Source organism: Ruegeria sp. C5 (assembly GCF_056537605.1).
Genome location: NZ_JBQFRX010000001.1, coordinates 518,991 through 542,368 on the forward strand (window position 1 = coordinate 518,991; position 23,378 = coordinate 542,368).

General features: G+C 55.8%; 26 protein-coding genes and 1 tRNA gene. 11 read left to right on the forward strand and 16 right to left on the reverse strand.

Annotated features, from left to right (window positions below):
- The first annotated feature begins 40 nt into the window (after positions 1–40).
- The 6 genes from ACR0AW_RS02650 to ACR0AW_RS02675 all read left to right on the forward strand — a co-directional run bounded on the left by ACR0AW_RS02650 (position 41) and on the right by ACR0AW_RS02675 (position 5,809).
- Positions 41–1,222 carry an ABC transporter substrate-binding protein gene (locus tag ACR0AW_RS02650; protein WP_170393052.1) on the forward strand — a complete coding sequence of 394 codons (1,182 nt, stop codon included), beginning with the start codon at positions 41–43 and terminating at the stop codon, positions 1,220–1,222.
- 125 nt (positions 1,223–1,347) lie between these two features.
- The gene (locus tag ACR0AW_RS02655) at positions 1,348–2,136 is read left to right on the forward strand and encodes an ABC transporter ATP-binding protein (RefSeq protein WP_170393051.1); all 789 of its coding nucleotides are present in this window, start codon (positions 1,348–1,350) and stop codon (positions 2,134–2,136) included.
- A complete protein-coding gene (locus tag ACR0AW_RS02660; protein ID WP_170393050.1) occupies positions 2,133–2,963 on the forward strand; it encodes an ABC transporter ATP-binding protein in 831 nt (276 codons plus the stop codon). Before ACR0AW_RS02655 ends, ACR0AW_RS02660 begins: the two co-directional genes overlap by 4 nt.
- A gap of 85 nt (positions 2,964–3,048) precedes the next feature.
- Complete coding sequence (locus tag ACR0AW_RS02665) at positions 3,049–4,059, forward strand: branched-chain amino acid ABC transporter permease (RefSeq protein ID WP_170393049.1); 1,011 nt, start codon at positions 3,049–3,051, stop codon at positions 4,057–4,059.
- On the forward strand, positions 4,056–5,369 hold the full coding sequence (locus ACR0AW_RS02670) for a branched-chain amino acid ABC transporter permease (RefSeq protein ID WP_170421678.1): 1,314 nt from the start codon (positions 4,056–4,058) through the stop codon (positions 5,367–5,369). Before ACR0AW_RS02665 ends, ACR0AW_RS02670 begins: the two co-directional genes overlap by 4 nt.
- 227 nt (positions 5,370–5,596) lie before the next feature.
- On the forward strand, positions 5,597–5,809 hold the full coding sequence (locus ACR0AW_RS02675) for a hypothetical protein (protein WP_480438555.1): 213 nt from the start codon (positions 5,597–5,599) through the stop codon (positions 5,807–5,809).
- Between the two features lie 45 nt (positions 5,810–5,854).
- On the opposite strand, the gene ACR0AW_RS02680 is transcribed toward ACR0AW_RS02675, so the two are convergent.
- Positions 5,855–7,402, reverse strand: a complete 1,548-nt coding sequence (locus tag ACR0AW_RS02680) for a helicase HerA-like domain-containing protein (RefSeq protein WP_170732228.1) — start codon at positions 7,400–7,402, stop codon at positions 5,855–5,857.
- 440 nt (positions 7,403–7,842) lie between these two features.
- On the opposite strand from ACR0AW_RS02680, the gene ACR0AW_RS02685 reads away from it, so the two are divergent.
- On the forward strand, positions 7,843–8,442 hold the full coding sequence (locus ACR0AW_RS02685) for an invasion associated locus B family protein (protein ID WP_170732229.1): 600 nt from the start codon (positions 7,843–7,845) through the stop codon (positions 8,440–8,442).
- Positions 8,443–8,494: 52 nt separating this feature from the next.
- Here ACR0AW_RS02685 and ACR0AW_RS02690 read toward each other — a convergent pair whose 3' ends face one another.
- The 4 genes from ACR0AW_RS02690 to ACR0AW_RS02705 are packed head-to-tail and all read right to left on the reverse strand — an operon-like array spanning position 8,495 to position 12,729.
- A complete protein-coding gene (locus ACR0AW_RS02690) occupies positions 8,495–9,703 on the reverse strand; it encodes a beta-ketoacyl-[acyl-carrier-protein] synthase family protein (RefSeq protein WP_170732230.1) in 1,209 nt (402 codons plus the stop codon).
- An 8-nt stretch (positions 9,704–9,711) separates the two neighbouring features.
- Positions 9,712–9,969, reverse strand: coding sequence for an acyl carrier protein (locus ACR0AW_RS02695; protein WP_170732231.1), 258 nt, complete (start codon positions 9,967–9,969; stop codon positions 9,712–9,714).
- Positions 9,970–10,001: 32 nt separating this feature from the next.
- Positions 10,002–11,093: a UDP-3-O-(3-hydroxymyristoyl)glucosamine N-acyltransferase gene (gene lpxD, locus ACR0AW_RS02700; RefSeq protein ID WP_170732232.1), complete on the reverse strand. Its 1,092-nt coding sequence runs from the start codon at positions 11,091–11,093 to the stop codon at positions 10,002–10,004.
- A 34-nt stretch (positions 11,094–11,127) separates the two neighbouring features.
- On the reverse strand, positions 11,128–12,729 hold the full coding sequence (locus ACR0AW_RS02705) for a L,D-transpeptidase family protein (protein WP_170732235.1): 1,602 nt from the start codon (positions 12,727–12,729) through the stop codon (positions 11,128–11,130).
- Between the two features lie 345 nt (positions 12,730–13,074).
- Between ACR0AW_RS02705 and mepK the strand changes: the two genes are divergently transcribed.
- Complete coding sequence (gene mepK, locus ACR0AW_RS02710; RefSeq protein ID WP_170393040.1) at positions 13,075–13,644, forward strand: peptidoglycan L,D-endopeptidase MepK; 570 nt, start codon at positions 13,075–13,077, stop codon at positions 13,642–13,644.
- 129 nt (positions 13,645–13,773) lie between these two features.
- Here mepK and ACR0AW_RS02715 read toward each other — a convergent pair.
- The 10 genes from ACR0AW_RS02715 to iscR all read right to left on the reverse strand — a co-directional run bounded on the left by ACR0AW_RS02715 (position 13,774) and on the right by iscR (position 21,575).
- Positions 13,774–13,850, reverse strand: a tRNA-Arg gene (locus tag ACR0AW_RS02715).
- Positions 13,851–13,907: 57 nt separating this feature from the next.
- A complete protein-coding gene (locus ACR0AW_RS02720; RefSeq protein ID WP_170732249.1) occupies positions 13,908–15,128 on the reverse strand; it encodes a cysteine desulfurase in 1,221 nt (406 codons plus the stop codon).
- Between the two features lie 13 nt (positions 15,129–15,141).
- Entirely contained in the window at positions 15,142–15,708 is a 567-nt protein-coding gene (locus ACR0AW_RS02725; RefSeq protein ID WP_170393038.1) for a Yip1 family protein, read from the reverse strand.
- The gene (locus ACR0AW_RS02730; RefSeq protein WP_170393037.1) at positions 15,705–16,190 is read right to left on the reverse strand and encodes a YIP1 family protein; all 486 of its coding nucleotides are present in this window, start codon (positions 16,188–16,190) and stop codon (positions 15,705–15,707) included. Before ACR0AW_RS02730 ends, ACR0AW_RS02725 begins: the two co-directional genes overlap by 4 nt.
- Positions 16,190–17,470, reverse strand: a complete 1,281-nt coding sequence (gene sufD, locus ACR0AW_RS02735; protein WP_170393036.1) for a Fe-S cluster assembly protein SufD — start codon at positions 17,468–17,470, stop codon at positions 16,190–16,192. Before sufD ends, ACR0AW_RS02730 begins: the two co-directional genes overlap by 1 nt.
- The gene (sufC, locus tag ACR0AW_RS02740) at positions 17,470–18,225 is read right to left on the reverse strand and encodes a Fe-S cluster assembly ATPase SufC (protein WP_170393035.1); all 756 of its coding nucleotides are present in this window, start codon (positions 18,223–18,225) and stop codon (positions 17,470–17,472) included. The genes sufD and sufC overlap by 1 nt, the downstream gene beginning before the upstream one ends.
- Positions 18,226–18,276: 51 nt before the next feature.
- Complete coding sequence (locus ACR0AW_RS02745) at positions 18,277–18,480, reverse strand: hypothetical protein (protein WP_170405842.1); 204 nt, start codon at positions 18,478–18,480, stop codon at positions 18,277–18,279.
- Positions 18,480–20,000 carry a Fe-S cluster assembly protein SufB gene (gene sufB / locus ACR0AW_RS02750; RefSeq protein ID WP_170393033.1) on the reverse strand — a complete coding sequence of 507 codons (1,521 nt, stop codon included), beginning with the start codon at positions 19,998–20,000 and terminating at the stop codon, positions 18,480–18,482. The genes ACR0AW_RS02745 and sufB overlap by 1 nt, the downstream gene beginning before the upstream one ends.
- An 18-nt stretch (positions 20,001–20,018) precedes the next feature.
- The gene (locus tag ACR0AW_RS02755) at positions 20,019–21,062 is read right to left on the reverse strand and encodes a cysteine desulfurase family protein (RefSeq protein ID WP_170732250.1); all 1,044 of its coding nucleotides are present in this window, start codon (positions 21,060–21,062) and stop codon (positions 20,019–20,021) included.
- Positions 21,063–21,116: 54 nt separating this feature from the next.
- Positions 21,117–21,575, reverse strand: a complete 459-nt coding sequence (iscR, locus tag ACR0AW_RS02760; protein ID WP_170393031.1) for a Fe-S cluster assembly transcriptional regulator IscR — start codon at positions 21,573–21,575, stop codon at positions 21,117–21,119.
- A 178-nt stretch (positions 21,576–21,753) separates the two neighbouring features.
- On the opposite strand from iscR, the gene ACR0AW_RS02765 reads away from it, so the two are divergent.
- On the forward strand, positions 21,754–22,407 hold the full coding sequence (locus tag ACR0AW_RS02765) for an alpha/beta hydrolase (RefSeq protein ID WP_008758207.1): 654 nt from the start codon (positions 21,754–21,756) through the stop codon (positions 22,405–22,407).
- Positions 22,407–22,652, forward strand: a complete 246-nt coding sequence (locus tag ACR0AW_RS02770; protein WP_170393030.1) for a hypothetical protein — start codon at positions 22,407–22,409, stop codon at positions 22,650–22,652. The genes ACR0AW_RS02765 and ACR0AW_RS02770 overlap by 1 nt, the downstream gene beginning before the upstream one ends.
- Before the next feature lie 72 nt (positions 22,653–22,724).
- On the opposite strand, the gene ACR0AW_RS02775 is transcribed toward ACR0AW_RS02770, so the two are convergent.
- Entirely contained in the window at positions 22,725–22,856 is a 132-nt protein-coding gene (locus ACR0AW_RS02775; protein ID WP_255612097.1) for a hypothetical protein, read from the reverse strand.
- A gap of 186 nt (positions 22,857–23,042) precedes the next feature.
- Here ACR0AW_RS02775 and ACR0AW_RS02780 point away from each other — a divergent pair, with 186 nt between their 5' ends.
- On the forward strand, positions 23,043–23,378 hold the full coding sequence (locus ACR0AW_RS02780) for a DMT family transporter (protein ID WP_480438560.1): 336 nt from the start codon (positions 23,043–23,045) through the stop codon (positions 23,376–23,378).

Genomic DNA, 23,378 nt, shown 5'->3' on the forward strand with positions numbered 1-23,378 from the left:
CAGAACGACGACGTTCAAACGATAAATAGGGAGTAACCTAATGAAAAAGCTGCTTACCGCTACTGCAGCAACCGCTCTGCTGGCGGGTACCGCTATGGCCGAGGACGTGAAGCTGGGCGTGCTGTTCGGCTTTACAGGCCCGATTGAATCGCTGGCCCCGGCCATGGGTTCGGGCGCTGAAATGGCGATGGCCGAGGTCACCGAATCCGGCAAACTGCTGGACGGCGCAAGCGTGACCGGAACCCGCGCCGATACCGGCTGTATCGACAATGGTCTGGCCACCTCGAACGGCGAACGTATGATTGCCGATGGCGTTGCCGGTATCATCGGCGGCGACTGCTCGGGCGTCACTGGCGCGATCCTGCAAAACGTCGCAATCCCGAACGGCATGGTCATGATCTCGCCGTCGGCCACGTCTCCGGGTCTGTCGACCATGGAAGACAACGGCCTGTTCTTCCGCACCGCGCCGTCGGATGCGCGTGAAGGTCAGGTAATGGCAGACATCCTGAATGACCGTGGCATCAGCTCGATTGCTCTGACATACACCAACAACGACTATGGCAAGGGTCTGGCGGATGCGATCCAGTCCTCGTTCGAGGCATCGGGTGGCGAGGTGACCATCGTTGCCGCGCACGAAGACGGCAAAGCCGACTACTCGGCTGAAGTGGGCGCGCTGGCCTCGGCCGGTGGCGATATTCTGGTCGTTGCCGGCTATCTGGATCAGGGTGGTCTGGGCATCATCCAGTCGGCGCTGGACAGCGGCGCGTTTGATACATTCGGTCTGCCCGGCGGCATGATCGGTGACTCGCTGCCGGCAAACGTTGGTCCCGACCTGAACGGCTCGTTCGGTCAGATCGCTGGCTCGGGCGGTGAAGGTGCCGAGAAGTACTTTGCCATGGCTGAAGCTGCGGGCTTTGACGGTTCGTCGCCCTACTCGCCGGAAAGCTATGACGCCGCCGCGCTGTTCATGCTGGCGATGCAGGCCGCAGGTTCGACCAACCCCGCTGAATACGGCGCGAAAATCATGGATGTCGCCAACGCTCCGGGTGAGCAAATCTTCCCCGGAGAACTGGCTAAAGGTCTGGAGCTGTTGGCTGCCGGTCAGGACATCGATTATGTCGGCGCATCGGGCGTTGAGCTGATCGGCCCTGGTGAAAGCGCAGGTTCCTATCGCGAGATCGAGGTGACCGACGGCGAAAACAAGACCGTCAACTTCCGTTGATCCAAGGTTAAAAGTCATAAAAACAAGCAGCCCGGCCCTTGTGTCCGGGCTGTTTCAATGAAAAAAGGCCGCACTCCGGTTAACGGGGATGGTAAAAACGCCGAAAACGGCGGCTAGGGGAAAAGATGATCGTCGTCGATGACGTGCACAAGCATTTCGGCGGGTTTCATGCGGTGGACGGGGCATCGCTGGAAATCCAAAAGGGCTCGATCACCGGTCTGATCGGACCGAACGGGGCCGGAAAAACCACGCTGTTCAACGTGATCGCGGGCGTACTTCCACCGACTAGCGGTAAGGTACACATGGACGGTGAGGATATCACTGGCCTGCCCCCGCATGAGCTGTTTCATAAAGGCCTGCTGCGCACCTTCCAGATCGCGCATGAGTTTTCGTCGATGAGCTGCCGTGAAAACCTGATGATGGTGCCCGGCGCACAATCCGGGGAATCGCTGTGGAACACATGGTTCGGGCGTAAGCGTATCGCGGATGAAGAACGCGCACTTAGGGCGAAAGCCGATGAGGTGCTGGAGTTCCTGACAATCGAACATCTGGCCGATCACAAGGCCGGTCAGGTCTCGGGCGGTCAGAAGAAGCTGCTGGAACTTGGCCGTACCATGATGGTCGACGCCAAGATCGTGTTTTTGGACGAGGTCGGCGCTGGTGTGAACCGCACCCTCCTGATGACCATCGCCGACACGATCCTGCGCCTGAACAAGGAGCGCGGCTATACCTTCGTCGTTATCGAGCACGACATGGATTTCATCGGCAAGATTTGCGACCCGGTCATCTGTATGGCCGAGGGAAAGGTGCTGGCCGAAGGCACTCTGGACGAGATCAAGGCCAATGAACACGTGATCGAAGCCTACCTAGGCACCGGCCTTAAGAACAAAGACAAGCTGGAGGCGGGCGCATGAGCGACAACCCCTACCAGGACGACAAGGGCAACAAGGACGCCTCGATCACCAATACGCATGGCGTCGGCACCATGACTCCAGCACATCGCAAAAGCGGTGAAACGCATCGGGTCGAGGGCGGTCCTTTCCTGATTGGCGACACCATGACTGGTGGCTATGGCAAAGGGCCGGACATCCTGCATGACTGCACCATCGCCGTTGACAAGGGCGAGATCGCGGTGATCGTCGGCCCCAACGGCGCGGGCAAATCCACCGCAATGAAGGCTGTGTTTGGTATGCTGGACGTACGCCAAGGGTCTGTGCGGCTGGATGGCGAAGATATCACCAATCTCAGCCCGCAAGACCGCGTGGTACGCGGCATGGGCTTTGTCCCGCAGACCTCGAACATTTTTACGTCGATGACAGTGGAAGAGAACCTAGAGATGGGTGCTTTCATCCGGCGCGACGACATCAGCCAGACGATGGAACAGGTCTATGACCTCTTCCCCATTCTCCGCGACAAACGCAATCAGGCCGCCGGAGAGCTGTCAGGTGGTCAACGTCAACAGGTCGCCGTGGGCCGTGCGCTAATGACCCAGCCCAAGGTGTTGATGCTGGACGAACCCACCGCCGGTGTCTCACCAATCGTGATGGATGAGCTGTTCGACCGGATCATCGAGGTCTCGCGCACCGGGTTACCGATCCTGATGGTCGAACAGAATGCCCGTCAGGCGCTGGAGATTGCGGACAAGGGATATGTACTGGTCCAGGGTCGCAATGCCTATACCGGGACAGGCAAGGAGCTGTTGGCCGATCCAGAAGTTCGCAAGAGTTTCTTGGGGGGATGACGCCAGTGACAGCTACTCTCGTGTTTGATCACTCTGAAATCAGGTCAAAAAGACGTACGAACTTGGAAAATGAGGTAACGAACTAATGGACTTCCTCAACGCCCTTGTGGCGCTCTCCAACTTCGTTCTTGTTCCCGCAATCGCCTATGGCAGTCAGTTGGCGCTGGGCGCTTTGGGGGTGACGCTGATTTACGGCATCCTGCGGTTTTCGAACTTTGCCCATGGCGATACGATGGCCTTTGGCGCGATGATCGCGGTGCTGGTCACTTGGGGCCTGCAAGCCGCAGGCGTCAGTTTCGGGCCGTTGCCAACGGCTCTGCTCGCCCTGCCCTTTGCCATTCTGGGCTGTATCGTTCTGGTGCTGATCACCGACCGGTTGGTCTATCGCTTCTATCGGGAACAGAAGGCCAAACCTGTCATTCTGGTGATCGTCTCGATGGGTGTGATGTTCATCATGAACGGGCTGGTTCGTTTCATCATCGGTCCGGATGACCAAAGGTTCTCGGACGGAGCGCGTTTCATCGTCTCGGCGCGAGATTTCAAGGCGATGACTGGGCTGCGTGAGGGGCTGGCTATCAAGACCTCCCAGGGCATCACGGTGATCGTGGCGGTTGTCGCCGTGGCGCTGTTGTTCTGGTTCCTGAACAAAACGCGCACCGGCAAATCAATGCGGGCCTATTCTGACAATGAGGATCTTGCGTTGCTGTCCGGTATCAACCCCGAGCGCGTGGTGATGATCACATGGATCATCGTTGCCGCGCTGGCGACCACTGCGGGCGTGCTTTACGGCCTCGACAAAAGCTTCAAGCCATTTGTCTATTTCCAGCTTTTGCTGCCGATCTTTGCCTCGGCTATCGTGGGTGGCCTCGGAAACCCTCTGGGAGCCATCGCAGGCGGTTTCATCATCGCGTTTTCTGAGGTGACGATCACCTACGCGTGGAAGAAAGTGCTCACCTATCTGGCACCTGAAAATCTGGAGCCGTCAGGTTTGGTGCAGTTCCTGTCCACCGATTACAAATTCGCTGTCAGCTTTGCCATTTTGCTGATCGTACTTCTGTTTAAGCCAACCGGCTTGTTCAAAGGAAAAGTGATATGAGCGAGCCCGTCAAAAATACGCTGCTTTTTGTGGTCGTCGGCGCACTCATCCTGTTGACCGGATTCACCCAAAGCTGGAACGCCGCAATCCTGATCCTGAACATGGGCTTGATCTCGGCCATCATGTCGATTGGCGTGAATCTGCAATGGGGCTTTGCTGGCCTCTTCAACGTTGGTGTCATGGGCTTTGTCGCGCTGGGCGGGCTGGCGGTTGTGCTGGTCTCGACACCCCCAACCCCCGGCGCCTGGTCAGGTGGAGGATATGGCGTCATCCTGTCGCTTTTGATGGGCGCGGCAACCGTGGTTGCAGCTGTGATGGTGGCCCAAAAAATGCCCAAGGGACGCACACAAACCTTTGCAATCATCGGTATTCTGGTCGTAGGTTTTTTTGTTTACCGCGCAATTTTTGATCCCAACGTAGCTGCGATCGAAGCGATTGATCCTGCTGTCGCAGGTAATATCGGCGGTTTGAACCTTCCTGTCCTATTCGCTTGGCCTGCCGGGGGACTTTTGGCGGCGGGCGCAGCATGGCTGATCGGAAAAACGGCGCTGGGCCTGCGCTCGGACTATTTGGCAATTGCCACACTTGGTATCGCCGAGATCATCATCGCCGTCATGAAAAACGAGGACTGGCTGGCACGTGGGGTCAAGAACGTCTACGGCATTCCACGCCCCTCACCGGTGGTTGGCTACGAAGTTGAATTGCAGCAAGACCCAACTTTCCTTGCAAGGGCCGAGTGGTTCGGGCTGGATCCGGTTACTGCCTCGACGCTTTCCGTCAAGCTGGGCTACTCTTTGCTGTTCCTGATCGTGCTACTGGTGCTGCTGTGGATGGCTCAGATGGCGTTGAAAAGCCCTTGGGGCCGCATGATGCGCGCCATCCGCGACAACGAGGTCGCCGCCGAGGCGATGGGCAAGGATGTCACCCGCCGCCATCTACAGATCTTTGTTCTGGGCTCAGCCATCTGCGGCATCGCCGGTGCGATGATGACCACTTTGGACGGGCAGCTGACGCCGGGCACCTACAACCCGCTTCGCTTTACCTTCCTTGTCTGGGTCATGGTGATCGTCGGCGGGTCGGGCAACAATTTCGGAGCCGTACTGGGAGCGTTCCTGATCTGGTTCCTGTGGGTTCAGGTTGAACCCATGGGCCTGTGGCTGATGAACCTGATAACCTCAGGCATGCCTGACGGCAGCGCACTTAAGACGCATCTGATAGATAGCGCCGCACATATGCGCCTGTTCACCATGGGGCTGATTCTTTTGATTGTTCTCAGATTCAGTCCAAGAGGGCTGATCCCCGAGAAATAAGCAAAATTTCCTGCGAAATTCCCCTAACGCACCGTTAATCGGTGCGTTTTATTGTGCGGCGAGTCAGAACGCTCTAAATCGGTGTATCGTGATCCACCACATCGCGCTGTGCCCCATACCATGTTTGTTTGGTGCGGAGTTGTAACGATCTGACAGTTAACCAAGATGAGAGCACCGTAGTCGCAATGATTAAACCACTCAGAGTTTTCGCAATCGGGATCCCGCTGATGGCAACGCTATCAGCGTGTATTCCCTCACCTGAACAATTGGAGACCACCCCGGTCAAGGTCCAGACGCCCAAAGGTGTTGTGACCTGTCAGCTTTACCGCCAGGACCGCGTCACCTGGGACCGCGCAATCGATTTTCCGGCCACCAAAATGTCGGTGCCCGAGGCGGATAATTATTGCAGACAGGAAGGCCTGCGCCGGCTTAATCGATAACAATATGGGCGCGCGACTGGTTCGGCGCGCGCCGCACTCCGGATTCTAGCGATTGCGGAACAAGCCGCCCAGTATGCCCCTGACGATGCGGCGGCCAGTTGTTCCTTTCAGCTCTTTGATCACGGCCTCGCTCATGGCCGTGGCGAAGGTATCCTTTTTGCGCGAAAGACGAGATGACGATCGCCCAACGCGGTTGCCCGAATACCTTCGGGCCGAGGCGTATTCGCGTTCTGCCGGGGTCTGCTGTTCCAGAACTTCGTCGGATTCCGCCTGTTCCGCCGCATTCGCAGCGGCATCCGCGCGCGCCTGCAGAATCTCAAACGCCGATTTGCGGTCGATACGCTTGCCGTATTTTGCATCCATCGGCGAAGCTTTGATCACCGACTGACGCTCAGCTTTGGTAATCGGACCAAGTTGTGAGCCCGGTGGCCGGATCAAAGTGCGCTCGACCACGCCCGGTACACCCTTCTTTTGCAGCATCGACGTCACGGCCTCGCCCACGCCCACCTCTCGGATTGCGGTCTCAGTATCGAAAGCTGGGTTTTCACGATAGGTCTCAGCAGCAAGTCGCAGATTCTTGCGGTCGCGCGCTGTGAAGGCCCGCAGCGCATGTTGGACCCGGTTGCCCAGCTGACCCAAAATATCTTCCGGGATGTCTGCCGGATTCTGCGAGATGAAATAAACGCCAACGCCCTTTGATCGGATCAGGCGCGCCACCTGCTCGACCTTGTCCACCAGCACCTTGGGGGCGTCCTCGAACAGCAAGTGCGCTTCGTCAAAGAAGAACACCAGCTTCGGTTTTTCAGGGTCCCCCACTTCGGGCAGTTCTTCAAACAATTCGCTAAGCAGCCACAACAGGAAAGTCGCGTATAGGCGCGGAGAGCCCATCAGCTTGTCAGAGGCCAGAATGTTCACCATCCCCTGCCCGTTCGCATCTGTCCGCATCAGGTCGGCCAGGTCCAACGCAGGCTCGCCAAACAGATTGGTACCGCCCTGATTATCCAGAACCAGCAAGCGGCGTTGAATAGCACCGATCGAAGATGTCGAGACATTGCCATAGCGCAGCGATAGTTGGGCGCGATTCTCGCCTATCCAGACCAGCAATGCCTGCAGGTCTTTCAGGTCGAGCAGCGGCATGCCTTCTTCGTCTGCGACCCGAAAGGCGATGTTCAGAATGCCTTCCTGCGCCTCACTCAGTTCCATCAATCGCGATAGCAGCAGTGGGCCCATCTCGGTCACTGTGGTTCGGACCGGGTGCCCCTGCTCGCCAAACAGATCCCAGAACGTGACTGGACACGCGGCGTAAGAGAATGTGCCGAACCCGATCTTCTCGGCCCGATCCAAAAAAGCCTGGTGTAATTTGTGGGTTTCGCTTCCAGGCAGCGCCAGCCCCGACAAGTCACCTTTCACATCGGCCAGAAACACTGGAACCCCCGCCTGTGAGAAGCCTTCAGCCAGAATTTGCAGCGTAACCGTTTTGCCCGTACCGGTCGCACCAGCAATCAGGCCATGGCGGTTCGCATATTTCAGCGACAGCCCCTGTGCCACTGAATAGCCGTCGCCACCACCGCCTACGAAGATCTTGTTGTCCATTGAAAATCTGTCCCGAATTCTACCGATCTGCTGCAAGCATACAAAGTTAACCTTTCGCTGCGAGAGTAAATGTTGCTTCTCGTGGCTTGGCTGCGGGGGCAAACTTCCTCCCTGTCGACTGGCCGTGCCTTTGGGCACGGCTTTTTTTAAATTCTACAAAAACCGAAAGACGCAAGAATAGTTTTTTAGGGTTAGGAGTTGACCAACGGGTTCCCCTTTCGTAACGTCTGCGCATAACTAAGTCGGCCAGTCCGACGGGGAGAAAATATTCAGGAAGGGAGCCGCTCCACCGGCTCCCTTTTTCGTTGCAGATCGCGGTGTTTCCCACGCATTTCGGCAAAAAACGATCAATTCCCGGTCTGGAATTCGGATTTACCCTGACACCACTGAATTGCGGTGATAGAGGAAACAAAAAACTGGATCAGTTAGATGAGGCATTCATGATCAGGAAACTTGTCCCTTTTAATGTGGCGGCCGCAGCACTTTTATGCGGAACAGCATTTGCGCAGGAAACCGCACAGCAACCTGAAGCCGGTGCTGAAGCCGAAGTTGGCAGCGATCTGGATCTGGGTGAATCCGGTCCCCGTGTTGGCGAGCAATACGTCAAAGAACAAACGGGTGAATGGAATATTTCCTGCATCAAAACCGAAGGCGAAGACGATCCCTGCGCGATGGTTCAGATCCTGAATAACCAACAGGGTGATCCGATTGCCGAAGTTTCGATCGGAAAACTGCCCGAAGGCGGTGCCGCTGTTGCTTGGGCGAATGTTGTTGTACCGCTCGAAACCCTGCTGCAGGCGCAATTGGCTATGTCGATCGATGGGGCACCGCGCAAGCTTTACAATTATCACCACTGCATTCCGGTTGGCTGCGTGGCGCAACTGGGTTTGACTCAGGGTGATATCGACGCGATGAAATCAGGCCAAAAGGCGGTGCTGTCGCTGGTTCCTGCGCGCCTGCCAGATCAGGTTCTGAATATGGACATGTCTTTGTCTGGCTTCACAGCAGGCTTTGACGGGCTGAATGTTTCCATAAACTAAGCCCCGCAAAAACATCGAATAAGAAAGCCGCCGTGATAACACGGCGGTTTCTTCATATACGCTTCAACGCAAGAACGGCGTTCAGCCCACCAAAGGCGAAAGCATTGCTAAGGGCGACATTAACTTTCGCCTCACGCGACTCGTTTGGCACCACATCCAGCGCGCATTCGGGGTCGGGCTCTTCATAGCCAATGGTCGGGGCGATCACCCCGTCGCGCAGGGCCATGATACAGGCTAATAGCTCAACTGCGCCGGTACCGCCGATCAGGTGTCCGTGCATGGACTTTGTTGACGAAATCATCAGATCGTCGGCGTGCGGACCAAACACACCAGCAACGGCTGCACATTCGGTTTTGTCATTTGCAGCCGTGCCGGTCCCATGGGCATTTATGTAACCCACATCGCTTGCATTCAGCCGTGCATCCGATAACGCCCCGGCCATGGCCCGTGCTGCCCCTTGTTTGCTGGGCATAACTATGTCGGCCGCGTCCGAGGACATGGCGAATCCCACGACCTCGCACAGGATATCTGCTCCGCGCGCGCGCGCGTGTTCGTATTCTTCGAACACAAAAACACCCGCACCTTCGCCTTGCACCATCCCGTTTCGGTTTGCGCTAAAGGGCCGACAGGCATCTTTTGACATGACGCGAAGCCCTTCCCATGCCTTGACGCCCCCAAAGCACAGCATCGACTCCGAACCACCGGTCACCATGGTGGGCGCTGCACCGCTGCGCACCATCTGAAATGCCTGCGCCATTGCATGGTTCGAGGACGCACACGCTGTTGATACTGTAAAGCTAGGGCCTTTGAGGTTGTGCTCCATTGAAACGTGGCTGGCCGCCGCGTTGTTCATCAGCTTGGGCACGACAAAAGGATGCACGCGATTTTTGCCATCCTCGTAAACCGAGCGGTAGTTGTCATCCCAGGTGGAGACGCCACCACCGGCCGTTCCCAGAACCACCCCCGACCGCGCGGCTGTGTCACCCGAGAATACAATGCCGGATTGATCGATCGCTTCTTTGGCGGCGGTTAACGTGAACTGCGTGAACCGATCATACAGCGTCATCTGTTGGCGGTTGAAACGGCCCTCGGCCTCAAAACCCCGGACTTGACCGCCGATCTTGATCGACAGGCGATCCACATCACGAAACTCAAGCTCGGAGATACCACAACGACCCTCGCGCATGGCTTCCAGAGTGTCGGGGACGGAATGGCCCAACGCATTAATGGTGCCAGCACCCGTAATGACGACGCGTTTCATACCGGCGGTCAGACCTTTTCCGATACGAGTTTTTCGATACCCGCAATGATCGCTGTCACATTCGAAATGTCGAAATCGCTAGATGTGGGCTCGTTTGCGTTGAAGGGCACGGTGATATCGAACTCTTCCTCGATGGCAAAGATACTCTCAACAAGACCCAGGCTATCGATGCCCAATTCTTCGAGCGTACTGTCGGGCGTCACATCCGAAGGCTCAAGCACGGCCTGTTCGGCAATGATTGCTATGACGCGGTCGCTGATGCTCATCTCGATCCCCTGATTTTCGCCTTGGGGATGATTTAATCACTTGAAGGCTGTTTGAAAACAGCCTTTTTCAACGCCTCGACGTCGCGCGACAATCGGGGCAGACGACGTTGGGCTTTATATATCTCGGTATGGCTTTCCATTTTAATGCCCGGGTAGCCCATGATCACGCGACCAGCAGGAACATTTGACAGAATCTTGGTGCCGCCACCGGCAATCACGCCATCACCGATGAAAATATTATCGACAACACCAGTCTGACCACCCAGTACTACGTTATTACCAATCTCGACCGAACCAGAAACGCCGGTTTGCCCACATAACAAACAATCCTGCCCGACTCGGGTGTTGTGTCCCACGTGGACAAGATTATCCAGTTTCGATCCACTACCGATTACAGTATTGCGTATGGTCCCGTTGTCGACAGTGCAGTTCGAGCCGACTTCGACATCGTCGCCAATCTCGACCGCACCCAGCGAATGGATGCGCAACCAGCTTTGCGCCTTTGCATCCCCCTGATCACCCAGAGTTTTCCGCGCATTTTCGGCACCCGAGACTTCTGGTGTGACATAGCTGAAACCGTCCCCGCCGATACGGGCACCCGGCTGCGCGATAAAGCGATCACCGATTTGAGCCCGCGCACCGATGCTGACCATTTCGCGCAGCAGAGCGTTTTCACCAAGCGACGCATCCATACCGATCACGCAATGCGGGCCGATAACCGAACCCGCGCCGACGCGCGCGCGCGCACCGATAACAGCAAGCGGGCCGACCGTTACGTCAACCCCGATCTCGGCGGTTTCATCAATGACAGCCGATGGATGAATTCCCGGCGCAATCCCCTGCCCGCGATCCAGCATCGCGGTGATCCCTGCCATCGCCATGCGGGGGCGTTGCACAAAAATGGCGGCCTCAAGCCCCAGTGCTTTCCAGTCCGCGCCATCCCACAAAACCGCGGCCCGTGCTGTACCGGTCTCCAAGGCTTCAGCATATTTTGGCGACATCGCCATGGCCAGATCGGTTGGCCCGGCATCTCCCGGCTCGGCTGCCCGCAAGATGGTCAGACCAGTCTGGCCTTCTGCGACGACCCCCAGGGAATCGGCGATTTGTTGAACGGTAAACTGCATGTCGGGCGTCCTCGTGGCGGGAATTGCCTCGTGATTACCCTTGAACGTCCGGCAGGACCACCCCTGCCTTTTGCAGCGCTTCCCAGATCTTGCGATCCCGGTCATACACGTCGCGGCGATACTGCACCTCGCCTTTGGGGCCAATATAGGCCGTGCGGTAAATCAGATGCACCGGAATTTTTTTATCCAGTTCAACCTTCGTTTCTTTGCCCGTGTTCAGAACGCGGTGGAAAAACGCCTTAGGATCCTCTTCCTGCTTGGCCAGCAGCTTATAGGCAAACTCGAACGGTTGCGCCAAACGGATGCATCCATGAGAGAATGCCCGAACCTCGCGTGCGAACAGAGATTTCTGAGGCGTATCATGCAGATAGATGTTGTACTTATTAGGGAACATGAACTTCACCAGCCCAAGTGCGTTGCTTTTGCTCGGGGGCTGACGCATGGAAAACGGGAAATTACGCGCAGTGAACTGGGTAAAGTCAACCGCTCCACGATTCACCTGACGGCCACGGCGGTCGGTGATCTGGATATGGCCGACAGCATTTGGATTGGCCCGTAATTGCGGCAGATATTCCTTCGTGATGATCGAGCGTGGCACATACCAACTTGGGTTGATCACCATATGCTCCATCTCATCCGAGAACTCTGGGCTACGGCGATCATGTGTGTTTTTGCCGATCACGGCACGAGTCTCAAACGTGACCTGCCCGTCATCGACGATCTTGGCAGAAAAATCGGCCAGATTCACCAGAATATGCCGCTCACCACTGTCTTTGGGTAACCAGCGCTCCCGTTCAAGCGCAACGTAAACAGCTTTCAAGCGGTCTGAAACTGGGCGATTGATCTCGGAAATAGTGCCTTTGCCAGCTACGCCATCCGCCTCAAGACCATGAGCAGCCTGAAAGGATTGCACCGCCGCAAACAGCGCATCATCATAGTTTGGGCTGGCAGTAGGCTTCAGATAACCCATCGCGACAAGTCGATTGCGCAGCCTGATGACATTGCTCCCTGTGTCCCCAAGCTCAAGCTTGGAGACAGGAACGGTCTCGCCCCAGCCACCTTGTGTCATCAGCGCTTCCAGCGCCTTCTTCTGTTTCAACAGCGCAAGATACTGGCGCGATTGAGGCATCATATCCCTGAAATAGGTATCACCCTGGCTGGAAACGAGCAGTTCAAGATGCTCTGCGGCGCTGCGTCGTTCCACCGCCCGCACTAGGCCGGGATCAATCTGTGAAGGCGTTACAGAACCAGAGTGCAAGTCTCTGGCATATTTGACAAAAACCCGAGTCAGCTCGGCCTCGAGCATGCCCAGATCACGGGTGTTACGCGCGTCCTGCATCTTTGTCTTCAAAGTCTGGACGTCGTAACGTGCCCCAGGCAATCCATGCAGATCGGTCGTCGAAAGCGCTTCGATCAGGGCTTTGCGTCGTGCAGCATGTTCGGGCGTATCGCCAACCCAAACCGGATCAAACCCGTTTGTGCGATAAAACTCAGCAATTGCCGGGCTGTTGGACACACTTTCAGCAACGGCCATTTGAAACGCTGTGCCATCCGTCCCCGCCTGCGCGACTGAGGCCGAAGCCACAAGGAAAGCGGCGATAAAAACACTTGAACGAGCACGGGTAACAAATGACATAGGATGGCCCTGTTTCTTCAATGACTTGTCACGCCCTATAACCGGCGTCTGAAAATAATGTTTTGCCGAGCGCCTGATGTCTATTCACAAATTCATCACCAGACCGCTTCTTTGACCCCTGGTGCGCGTTTGCATCGCCGACGCGCGAACTGCGCCAAAAGCAAGCATACTTGCATCAGTTGCGCAAAAAACTGCCGAAATTTCCCCCTTGATTTGACTGCGACCAAAGATTTCTTGGCTGTTGAATCCTACTGTGCCATAAATCCCGCATCTGGGATGGGAAAAAATTAATACGGCGCGCGTAACATCGTGTGCAGGCAGGAACAGTACGGGACGAAACAAAAAATGACCAAGAGCAGTACCTCGGGCCTGACCCGGCGTGCCCTATTGGGCGCATTCGCCGCAACCGCAGTTGTTGCAGCCCCCACATATTCCAACGCAGCAGGTTTCCTTCGCGGCGGAGGTGATATTCGCCGTATCCGCATGTATTCCGGCCGTACCGGTGAACGTATCGATATGGTCTATTGGGTTGATGGCAAATACATCAAAGACGCGGTGAAAGAGGTCAATCACTTCATGCGCGACTGGCGCAGCGATCAAGTCAAGTCAGTGGACCTGAGGACCATCGACATCATGGCGGCCACTCATAACCTTCTGGATGTCAGCGAGCCATACATGCTGCTGTCGGGTTACCGCTCGCCGCAAACCAACGCAATGCTGCGCCGCCGCTCGCGGGGTGTTGCGAAGAATTCGCTTCATATGAAGGGTCAGGCTGCTGATCTGCGACTGTCATCACGCTCGGTTTCGCAAATGGGCAAGGCAGCGATGGCCTGTCGTGCCGGTGGCGTTGGACAGTACTATCGTTCAAATTTCGTTCACATGGATTGCGGTGTCATCCGCTCGTGGCGCGGCTAATCGAGCATTTCATCTTTCGCTGTTGCACAACCCCCATCAGATAGTTCTGGCGGGGGTTTTTGTTTTGCCTGGAAAAACAGGTTCGTGCACCGTCAGTTCTGCGTAATATGACGACTAGCAAGGGTGAAATGGCGCACCTGAGAGGATTCGAACCTCTGGCCTCTGCCTTCGGAGGGCAGCGCTCTATCCAGCTGAGCTACAGGTGCCTTGGCCGTTAGCTACCCTCGTTCCAATCCGGGTGCAACTGCAAATCCGCAGTACGATCAGGCAAACAGATCGTGGGCAAGCTCCAACGCATCGATCAGAGTGTCGACCTCATCAGTCGTGTTATAAAGCCCAAAGCTGGCACGACAGGTAGCAGTGACCCCCAAATGATCCATCAGCGGCCCGGCGCAGTGGTGGCCTGCGCGCACGGCGACACCCTTTTTGTCCAGAATGGTTGAAACATCATGGGCATGCCCTGCCCCATCCAAAGTAAAGCTGAATATCGCGGCTTTGTTCGCTGTGGTGCCTTGAACCTGCAGCCAGTTCAATCCATTCAACCGTTGCATTGCATAATCGCGCAAGCCGGCCTCATGCGATGCGATGCTCTCCATGCCAAGGTCCATCATATAGTCAAGCGCCACACCCAACCCGATGGTCTGCACGATGCCAGGGGTTCCGGCCTCGAACTTCATTGGCGGATCGTTGTAGATCACCTGATCTTTTGAAACCTCTTTGATCATGTCACCGCCACCAATAAAGGGGCGCATTTCAGCCATGCGGTCCGATTTGATAAAAATAGCGCCAGAACCGGATGGGCCGTACAGTTTATGACCCGTGATGGCATAGAAGTCACATCCGATGTCATCGACATTGACGGGCATATGAACCGCGCCCTGGCTGCCATCCACCAGAACCGGAACGCCTTTGGCGTGGGCGCCTTGCGTGATTGCTTTGACATCAACCACAGTGCCCAGCACGTTCGAGCACTGGGTCACCGCAACCAGCTTTGTCTTGGGGCCAATGGCGTCGATTACCGCCTGAGGGTCAAGATGGCCGGTCGCATCGACATCGACCCATTTCAGCACCACGCCCTGCCGTTCGCGCAGGAAGTGCCACGGTACGATGTTGGCGTGATGTTCCATCACGCTGAGGACAATCTCGTCCCCCGCCTGCAGGCGTGGCATTGCCCAACCGTAGGCGACTAAATTGATTCCTTCGGTCGTACCCGAATTCAGGACAATCTCATTCTCGTTTGATACGCCCAGAAACCGCGCAACCGTGCCACGGACGGCCTCATATTTCTCGGTCGCGAGATTTGACAGATAGTGAAGCCCTCGATGCACGTTCGAATATTCGAGCGCATAGGCCTGCGTGATCGCGTCGATCACTACCTGGGGTTTCTGCGCGGAGGCCCCATTGTCTAGATAAGTCAGCGGCTTTCCGTTGACCTGACGTGACAGGATCGGAAAATCTGCGCGGATTTTTTGTACGTCATACATAGACAGGACTTCCCTATACAGACCCAGCGGGGATCAGCCAAAGAACAAACGGGACGGCCACAAGACCAGAGATCAGGATCACAACAAACGACTTTCCCAACGACTTAAATCGATGCGCCTCGTTGAGAAAATGCAGAGTGATATAAAGGCTAAGACCCAGCATCGCCAGACTGGCCGGTAAGAATAGAAACGGCAGCGCCGCAACCAGCGCTAGAATGATTGCTTGCCCCGCAATTTGCAGGATTTGCAACCAGACAATCAGCGTCATGAAGTCATTGAACGTTCCCGTTCCACCTAGGACGCGGCCCACTAACAGGAACGTCACGACGCTGATCATGATCGCCGCAACAGAAACAAAAAGCGTCCTCGATAGTGGCTCAGCCAATTGCTGAACATCCGGACTGATAAGCGGCAGGACGAAGCTGGACGCAGACTGGACCAGAGCGTTCAGGATCACCGCGAGAGAGAAGGCGAGCCACAGTACATCCGTACCCAGCCGCAACGCGAGCAATCGTCTTGCGGCTTCGGCTGGATTGGACAGGGTCAGAACGACCAGGTTGAGCAGTGCGGTGGAATTCATTTAGCAGCCTTTTGCGATTGCTTGAGGCCCGACAACCAGAACCAGAGAAAAACCGCAACCCATAACAGCCCCACAAGTGTTTGCGCTGACCCGGGGCCGATGAAACCGGACACCAGCCCATTCAGCAACACCAAAGGCGCTGACGCGAGAAGCGCCCAGAACAAGGCTAGCCGCGCACCATAGCTGGTGCCAACGCCCCCCATCATTCGCGCGATGAAATGGGTGAGCCAAGCAAGAAGATAAAAGCACAATGGCAGAATAAAGACCGAGCCCAACAGGGCCCCGCCCATCAGCATGTTCAGCTCTATTCCTTCCAGATGAGCTCTCCGTGCAAGGCCGGGCAATTGTGCGATAAAGCCTATTACACAGAACGCCATCACAAACGCCAATGCGCGATCTTCGCGCGGCCCCATATCAAGCAGCCGACGCACCACACGCCCCGGTCCGCGATACGTGGCCACGATATCAGTTGTGACAGGCATCAGCGTCGGCGTGCCAGCCAATCTTGCAATCGGGACACGATATCAGCTGCCAGATCCTCGTCCTCGATTTCATCGACGGCTTCAGCCAGGAAGGCCAGTGTCAACATGTCGGTTGCTTCCGCAGTTGGTACTCCACGCGAGCGCAGGTAGAACAAAGCCGTTTCATCAATGGCGCCCGAGGTCGAACCATGCGAACACGCAACGTCATCGGCGTAAATCTCGAGCTCGGGCTTTGCGAGGAACTGACTGTCATCGTCCAGAAGCAGCGACTGGCTGATCTGGTAACCGTCGGTTTTCTGAGCACCTTCCTTCACCAAGATCTTGCCCTGAAAAACACCCGTCGCACCGTTGCGAAGCACCTTCTTGAACACTTGGCGGCTCTCGCAATTCACCGCATCATGGGTGACAAAGACCGTGTCATCATGGAGAAAATCACCGTCTCCAACACACGCACCCGCCACGTGCGCGACCGCATCATCACCCGTCAGTTCGACGACTTGCTCGTTTCGCGTTAAAACTCCGTTCACGGTCAGCGTGAAGGATTTATAGACGGATTCTTTGCCAAGCCGCGAGAACATATGAGTCGCCGCACGGCGTTGATGATCCCTGCCCTGCGCACGGATATGATGCAGTGTGCCATTGTCGGCGATATCGATCTCCATGCATTTGTTGAAGCGCGAAGCTGCGGGTCCGTTTTCAAGGATCGTGACTTCGGCACCGCTTTCAACCCGAACGACGTGATGCAGGATCGCATCCGACGTTTCAGATTCATGGCGATAAATCAGGTTAATCGGTTTGCTCGGCTTGCCGGATACATGAATGGCAACTCCATCTGACGCATAGGCCGTGTTCAGCGCCGCCAAGGGACGCGCCACTGGATCTTGGCCTTTTGCTTCAAGAACGCCGTATAACTCTTTGGCCCAATGGATATCTTTGCAACAGATATCTTCCAGCCGATCGATCGTTACACCCTCCAGAGACAGATCATCAGACTCTTCCGGGCTGAATACGCCATCAATGAAAACGATCTTCAGTCGGTCGAGCGCGTGGAACAGAGCCGGTTCATCCGTTTTGAACAAAGCAGCACTGGGAGCTTCCGCAGAGACCAGAGTGTCTGGACGGGTATATTTCCAGTATTCATCTCGACGACTGGGCAAACCCATCGCGCGTACACGTGCAATTGCGGCTTCGCGCGCTTTGCGTGTGCATCCCGCATCCGGCATGGTCAGCGCTGCCAGCCGTTCCTCGGTCGCCGTTTGTTTCGCTTGGGGTAATGCCATCAGTTCACCTCGGCCAGGATGTCGGCATAGCCGTTGTTTTCCACTTCCAGCGCGAGTTCGGGGCCACCGGATTTCACGATACGACCATCCGCCATGATGTGAACCACGTCAGGTTTGATGTGATCGAGAAGCCGCTGATAGTGCGTGATAACAAGGAAACCCCGCCCTTCATCGCGCAGGGCGTTCACACCCTCGGCCACCAGCTTCATCGCGTCTACGTCAAGGCCCGAGTCCGTTTCGTCCAGGATACACATCTTCGGCTCTAGCATCGCCATTTGCAGGATTTCGTTGCGCTTTTTCTCACCACCCGAAAAGCCAACATTGACCGGACGTTTCAACATTTCAGCGTCGATTTTCAGCGCCTTGGCCTTGGCACGAACCTCTTTCAAAAAATCCGTCGCCGACAGCTCTTCCTCGCCACGTGCTTTGCGCTGCGCATTCACGGCGGTGCGCAGGAAGGTCATGTTGCCCACACCGGGAATCTCGACCGGGTACTGGAACGCCAGAAACACACCTGCGGCTGCACGTTCTTCCGGTTCCATCTCAAGCAGATCCTCGCCATCAAGCGTCGCGCCGCCCTCGGTCACCTCATAGCCATCACGACCAGACAACACGTAGCTGAGCGTTGATTTGCCCGAGCCATTGGGCCCCATGATCGCATGCACCTTGCCAGGCTCGACCGTCAGGTCGACCCCTTTCAGAATTTGCTTGTCTTCTTCCTCAAGTTTGACGTGCAGGTTATTGATTTCCAGCATTTTCTGTCCTTTAGCATATCGCAAGGGGCGCATTGTGACCCCGATAAGTTCTTATCCCAGCACCTTGCGGATCACGCGGGCGATGATCCATCCAAGCAACGCGCCTGCGCCCACTGCCCAAACCGGGTTTATGAAGTCCATGTACTTGGTATTGACGTAAGCAACCCCCAACAGGCCGCCGAGCACCGGCAACGCATAGCCAAGCACGGTCAGGACATCGTCCTTTCGGATTCGCTGTTGGGGTTTTGGTGTCATCAGCCGACTGATCCCTCAAGGCTGATTGCCACAAGCTGTTGCGCTTCCATCGCAAATTCCATCGGCAGCGCCTGCAGAACGTCCTTGCAGAACCCGTTGACGACCAAGGCCACGGCTTCTTCCTCGTCCATGCCACGCTGACGGCAATAGAACAGCTGATCGTCGTCTACCTTCGAGGTAGTCGCCTCGTGCTCGACCCGAGATGAGTTGTTCTTCACCTCGATATACGGAACCGTATGCGCCCCGCATTTGTCGCCAATCAGCAAGCTGTCGCACTGCGTATAGTTGCGACTATCCTTGGCCTTTGGATGCATCGACACCAGACCACGATAGGTATTCTGCGCCTTACCGGCACTGATCCCTTTCGATACGATCCGCGACTTGGTGTTCTTGCCCAGATGAACCATCTTGGTGCCGGTATCGGCCTGCTGCATGTTGTTGGTGATCGCGATCGAGTAGAACTCACCCTGGCTATCGTCGCCACGCAGGATGCAAGACGGGTATTTCCAGGTCACAGCCGAGCCGGTTTCGACCTGCGTCCACATCACCTTGGAGCGATCACCCCGACAATCGGCGCGCTTGGTCACGAAGTTGTAGATACCGCCCTTGCCATTCTCATCTCCGGGGAACCAGTTCTGAACGGTCGAGTATTTCACCTCGGCATCTTCTTCGACGATAATCTCGACAACCGCCGCGTGCAACTGAGCGGTGTCGCGCTGGGGCGCGGTGCAGCCTTCCAGATACGAGACGTAAGAGCCCTTGTCGGCGATGATCAGCGTGCGCTCAAACTGGCCGGTATTTTCTGCATTGATGCGGAAATATGTGCTCAGTTCCATCGGGCAGCGCACGCCCGGAGGGACATAAACAAACGAGCCGTCCGAGAACACAGCTGAGTTGAGCGTGGCATAGAAATTGTCCGAGACCGGTACGACCGTCCCCAGGTATTTCTTGACCAGTTCCGGATGCTCTTTGATCGCCTCGGAAATCGAGCAGAAGATAACGCCGGCTTTCTTCAACTCTTCCTGAAAAGTCGTCCCGACCGAAACCGAGTCAAATACTGCATCAACAGCAACCTTACGGCCTTCTGCCGGTGCATTCTCAGCGCCCTCGACACCTGCCAGGATCATCTGTTCTTTCAGAGGGATACCCAGCTTTTCGTAAGTCGCCAGAAGCTTGGGATCGACCTCATCCAGAGATTTGGGTTTATCTTCCATCGATTTCGGACGGGCATAATAATACTGGTCCTGAAAGTCGATCGGCGGGTAGTGCACCATCGCCCATTTAGGCTCTTCCATCTGGGTCCAGCGCTCGAACGCGGCCAGACGCCATTCGGTCATCCACTCAGGTTCATCATTTTTGTCCGAGATCAGACGAACGATATCGGGATTCACGCCTTTTGGCGCATACTCCATCTCGATATCAGTTTCCCAGCCGTATTTATAAGTGCTGACCTCGCGAACCGCGTCTACGGTTTCCTGATCGACACCCTCTTTCACCTGGGTCTGGTCCAAAGCGGCCATAATTCACCCTCCGTCAGATCACGCGGCCCGCGCGCGATGCTTTTTCTCTTTTTCAAGCCACGTTTCCGCGAAACGCAGCACATCTTCTTCTGCCGTCTCCGGCCCCAGCGATACGCGGATTGCGCTGGAGGCCTTCATCTCATCAAATCCCATGGCCGTCAGTACGGCGCTTGCACGAACCTTGCCACTGGAACAGGCCGAGCCCGCACTGATCGCGAAGCCTGACAAATCCATCTGCATGACCTGTGTCTCGCCCTTCCATCCCGGTGTGGCGAAGCACAGAGTGTTGGGGAGTCGCCTTTGGTCTTTCCCGACAAAAATAGTAGCTTTCGTACCAGCCTCAAGAGCGTTTTCTAGAATATTTCTAAGTTCTGCAACGTTTTCCCAAACGCCATTTGCTAAATCACGGGACGCGGCTTCAGCTGCTGCTCCGAACCCCGCAATTCCAGTGACATTTTCTGTACCCGAGCGACGCCCCATCTCCTGCCCGCCGCCCTTGATTTGCGCAGCAAGATCGGTGCCGCGTTTCATCACCAACGCCCCGATCCCTTTTGGCCCGCCAAGTTTGTGGGCTGAAATCAGCGCCATCTCAGCCCCCAGCCAGTTGAAGGCTATCGGCAACTTACCAAAAGCCTGAGTCGCGTCAGTGACCGCAAGACCGGCAGGCAAAGCTTGAACAATTCCAGTTTCCGAATTGGCCAGTTGTAGCGTGGATCGGGAAGCGTCCGGCACGTCAACGTAACCGCCTTGGGAGACAGGCAGAACCTCATTAATCCAAGCTCTTACCGCGTCATGTTCAATCGCTGCACCTTGAAGATCGCGCCCCGCCATGGCCAAAGCCGCTGCCTCCGTCGCACCAGAAGTAAACACGATGTCGGCACCATCTGCCCCAAACGCTGTTGCGATTTGAGCCCGCGCTTTCTCGACCACCGCTTTTGCGGCGCGCCCTTCGGCATGGACCGAGGACGGATTACCCACCAAATCCATCGCCGCGATCATTGCATCGCGGGCCTCGGGCCTCAGAGCGGCGGTTGCGTTATGGTCGAGATAAACCCGTTTCATAGATGTATCTTTTCCAAGATGGGTTTTGACGGAACACAGAAAAACGTCATCAGATCAATCGTCCACGACTGCGAACAAGCTAGGAACAGCGGGACACGGTGCAAGATCATTCCGAATTACATCCGACAGCCGCGTTTGATGCAGGAATACGTAAACATTCGCGCTCAGGCTTTCCCACAACCGATTGGTCAGTGACTGCGCCCGGCTGCCCGAAGACGCGCCCGAGGCACCTGCCCCCTTGTGCATCGCATCCACCGTCTCATCAACCGCGGCCAGTATCTCGACCACACGGATTTCCGAGGCAGGTCGCGCCAGGCGATAGCCCCCACCCGGTCCGCGTACTGAACTGACCAGATCAGCTCGGCGCAGTTTCACGAAAAGCTGCTCCAAATACGGTAGTGAAATATCCTGACGTTCGGAAATCTCGCCCAACGTGACAAGTTTGTCCGAGGACTGAAGGGCGATATCCGCCAGCGCAACCATCGCATAGCGGCCTTTGGTAGACAGCTTCATTTTGTTTCCTTCAGGCAAGAACTGCGCGAAAACATTGACGTCGCCCGAGCCAGTGCGTATCTCCCACTGACAGCGTTTTCACGCGACACAATGTAATTAGAACCGTTCTAAGGTACCTGAGGATTACCGTCAAGATAATCTCGGGGCCGACGCGTCAAAAAACAGGACCAAAGCACACATGCCCGAGGTGATTTTTCCCGGACCCGAAGGCCGCCTGGAAGGCCGCTACCACCCGCAAAAGGAAAAAGACGCACCGATCGCTATCGTGCTTCACCCGCATCCACAATTTGGCGGGACCATGAACAACAAGGTGGTCTATAACCTGCATTACGCCTTTTACAACATGGGCTTCACGGTTCTGCGTTTTAACTTTCGCGGCGTTGGTCGCAGCCAGGGCGAGTATGACCAGGGTGTAGGTGAGCTGAGCGATGCAGCATCAGCGCTGGATTACCTTCAGTCGATGAACAACAACTCCAAGCATTGCTGGGTCGCTGGATTCTCGTTCGGTGCATGGATCGGAATGCAGCTTCTGATGCGCCGCCCCGAGATCACTGGCTTCATCAGTGTATCGCCGCCCGCAAACATGTACGACTTTTCGTTCCTGGCACCCTGCCCGTCTTCTGGCTTGATCATCAACGGATTGGCGGACCGTGTAGCGCCACCTGCAGACACTGCGTCTCTGGTCGGAAAGCTGCATGAACAAAAGGGTATCACCATCACCCATAATGAGGTGGAAGGTGCCGATCACTTCTTCCAAGACCGCCACATGGACACGCTGATGACAGATGTGACGGATTACGTGAAACGCCGCCTGACAGAGAATACGCGCTGATGTCCGATACCATCACTACCCTCGCCGCCAGATTGGCCGAGGACACGATGAAGGTTATGGACGAGACAGGCGAGGATCGATTCTTTGTGGAGGTTGGAGACGTTCTCGGTGCAGCCTCGCAATCTCTGGAAGAAGCGTTCTTGACCGAAATCCGGGTTAGGCTGGCGGAACGCAAGGCGCGGCAATTCGTGGTGAAAAGACTGTCTGAACATCGATCCAAGCTGAAAGCGATCGAAAAGCAGTAAAGATTGCTTAGCGTCTGAAGAAAAGAAAAGGAGCCCGAAAGCTCCTTTTCGAGGATATCGCTCGGTGGGCGCCTAAACCGGAAAACCTGTGAACCGCTCAACATTCTGGGCTGCATCAATGTCGACGGACCCCCCGTCTGCAAGCCACCCCAACGCCACAATCAAAACCGAAGCGATAATGACCGATTTTGCAAAAGTCGTCATCTTATCAAACTCATTAAAAACACACTAAAAACAATCGAGTGTTTAGCACGAATGCAAAAGCCCGAATAGTCGGGTTTACCTGACCTTTGGTAAAGTTAGGGTTTTGATCATCTGCATCTGAATCCCCTTGCCCAAATAATCGCAAGTATGCTCAACCTTTCGCGATAATTCAGAGAGGCATCGCTCGTGCCAAAGACCTACCTAATCCTAATGTTGGCTGTTATCGCGGAAACCATCGGCACGACTGCGTTGCAGGCTAGCCATCAGTTTACGCGATTTTGGCCGTCGGCTCTTGTCGTGGTTGGCTATGGGGCAGCCTTTTATCTTATGGCCCTCACGTTAAAGGTCATGCCCGTGGGCATTGTCTATGCAATCTGGTCGGGCCTCGGTATTGCCCTGATCGCACTGATTGGATTTCTGGTTTTTGGCCAAAAACTCGATTGGCCCGCAGTCTTGGGTTTGGGCATGATTTTGAGTGGCATTCTGATCATCCACCTGTTTTCAGCCACAGCGGGCCACTGA

What these genes read in the sequence shown, in the direction of transcription:
- ACR0AW_RS02650 (WP_170393052.1), top strand. Translation starts at nt 41, where the DNA reads ATGAAAAAGCTGCTTACCGCTACTGCAGCAACCGCTCTGCTGGCGGGT.
- ACR0AW_RS02655 (WP_170393051.1), top strand. Translation starts at nt 1,348, where the DNA reads ATGATCGTCGTCGATGACGTGCACAAGCATTTCGGCGGGTTTCATGCG.
- ACR0AW_RS02660 (WP_170393050.1), top strand. Translation starts at nt 2,133, where the DNA reads ATGAGCGACAACCCCTACCAGGACGACAAGGGCAACAAGGACGCCTCG.
- ACR0AW_RS02665 (WP_170393049.1), top strand. Translation starts at nt 3,049, where the DNA reads ATGGACTTCCTCAACGCCCTTGTGGCGCTCTCCAACTTCGTTCTTGTT.
- ACR0AW_RS02670 (WP_170421678.1), top strand. Translation starts at nt 4,056, where the DNA reads ATGAGCGAGCCCGTCAAAAATACGCTGCTTTTTGTGGTCGTCGGCGCA.
- ACR0AW_RS02675 (WP_480438555.1), top strand. Translation starts at nt 5,597, where the DNA reads ATGGCAACGCTATCAGCGTGTATTCCCTCACCTGAACAATTGGAGACC.
- ACR0AW_RS02680 (WP_170732228.1), bottom strand. Translation starts at nt 7,402, where the DNA reads ATGGACAACAAGATCTTCGTAGGCGGTGGTGGCGACGGCTATTCAGTG.
- ACR0AW_RS02685 (WP_170732229.1), top strand. Translation starts at nt 7,843, where the DNA reads ATGATCAGGAAACTTGTCCCTTTTAATGTGGCGGCCGCAGCACTTTTA.
- ACR0AW_RS02690 (WP_170732230.1), bottom strand. Translation starts at nt 9,703, where the DNA reads ATGAAACGCGTCGTCATTACGGGTGCTGGCACCATTAATGCGTTGGGC.
- ACR0AW_RS02695 (WP_170732231.1), bottom strand. Translation starts at nt 9,969, where the DNA reads ATGAGCATCAGCGACCGCGTCATAGCAATCATTGCCGAACAGGCCGTG.
- lpxD (WP_170732232.1), bottom strand. Translation starts at nt 11,093, where the DNA reads ATGCAGTTTACCGTTCAACAAATCGCCGATTCCCTGGGGGTCGTCGCA.
- ACR0AW_RS02705 (WP_170732235.1), bottom strand. Translation starts at nt 12,729, where the DNA reads ATGTCATTTGTTACCCGTGCTCGTTCAAGTGTTTTTATCGCCGCTTTC.
- mepK (WP_170393040.1), top strand. Translation starts at nt 13,075, where the DNA reads ATGACCAAGAGCAGTACCTCGGGCCTGACCCGGCGTGCCCTATTGGGC.
- ACR0AW_RS02720 (WP_170732249.1), bottom strand. Translation starts at nt 15,128, where the DNA reads ATGTATGACGTACAAAAAATCCGCGCAGATTTTCCGATCCTGTCACGT.
- ACR0AW_RS02725 (WP_170393038.1), bottom strand. Translation starts at nt 15,708, where the DNA reads ATGAATTCCACCGCACTGCTCAACCTGGTCGTTCTGACCCTGTCCAAT.
- ACR0AW_RS02730 (WP_170393037.1), bottom strand. Translation starts at nt 16,190, where the DNA reads ATGCCTGTCACAACTGATATCGTGGCCACGTATCGCGGACCGGGGCGT.
- sufD (WP_170393036.1), bottom strand. Translation starts at nt 17,470, where the DNA reads ATGGCATTACCCCAAGCGAAACAAACGGCGACCGAGGAACGGCTGGCA.
- sufC (WP_170393035.1), bottom strand. Translation starts at nt 18,225, where the DNA reads ATGCTGGAAATCAATAACCTGCACGTCAAACTTGAGGAAGAAGACAAG.
- ACR0AW_RS02745 (WP_170405842.1), bottom strand. Translation starts at nt 18,480, where the DNA reads ATGACACCAAAACCCCAACAGCGAATCCGAAAGGACGATGTCCTGACC.
- sufB (WP_170393033.1), bottom strand. Translation starts at nt 20,000, where the DNA reads ATGGCCGCTTTGGACCAGACCCAGGTGAAAGAGGGTGTCGATCAGGAA.
- ACR0AW_RS02755 (WP_170732250.1), bottom strand. Translation starts at nt 21,062, where the DNA reads ATGAAACGGGTTTATCTCGACCATAACGCAACCGCCGCTCTGAGGCCC.
- iscR (WP_170393031.1), bottom strand. Translation starts at nt 21,575, where the DNA reads ATGAAGCTGTCTACCAAAGGCCGCTATGCGATGGTTGCGCTGGCGGAT.
- ACR0AW_RS02765 (WP_008758207.1), top strand. Translation starts at nt 21,754, where the DNA reads ATGCCCGAGGTGATTTTTCCCGGACCCGAAGGCCGCCTGGAAGGCCGC.
- ACR0AW_RS02770 (WP_170393030.1), top strand. Translation starts at nt 22,407, where the DNA reads ATGTCCGATACCATCACTACCCTCGCCGCCAGATTGGCCGAGGACACG.
- ACR0AW_RS02775 (WP_255612097.1), bottom strand. Translation starts at nt 22,856, where the DNA reads ATGACGACTTTTGCAAAATCGGTCATTATCGCTTCGGTTTTGATTGTG.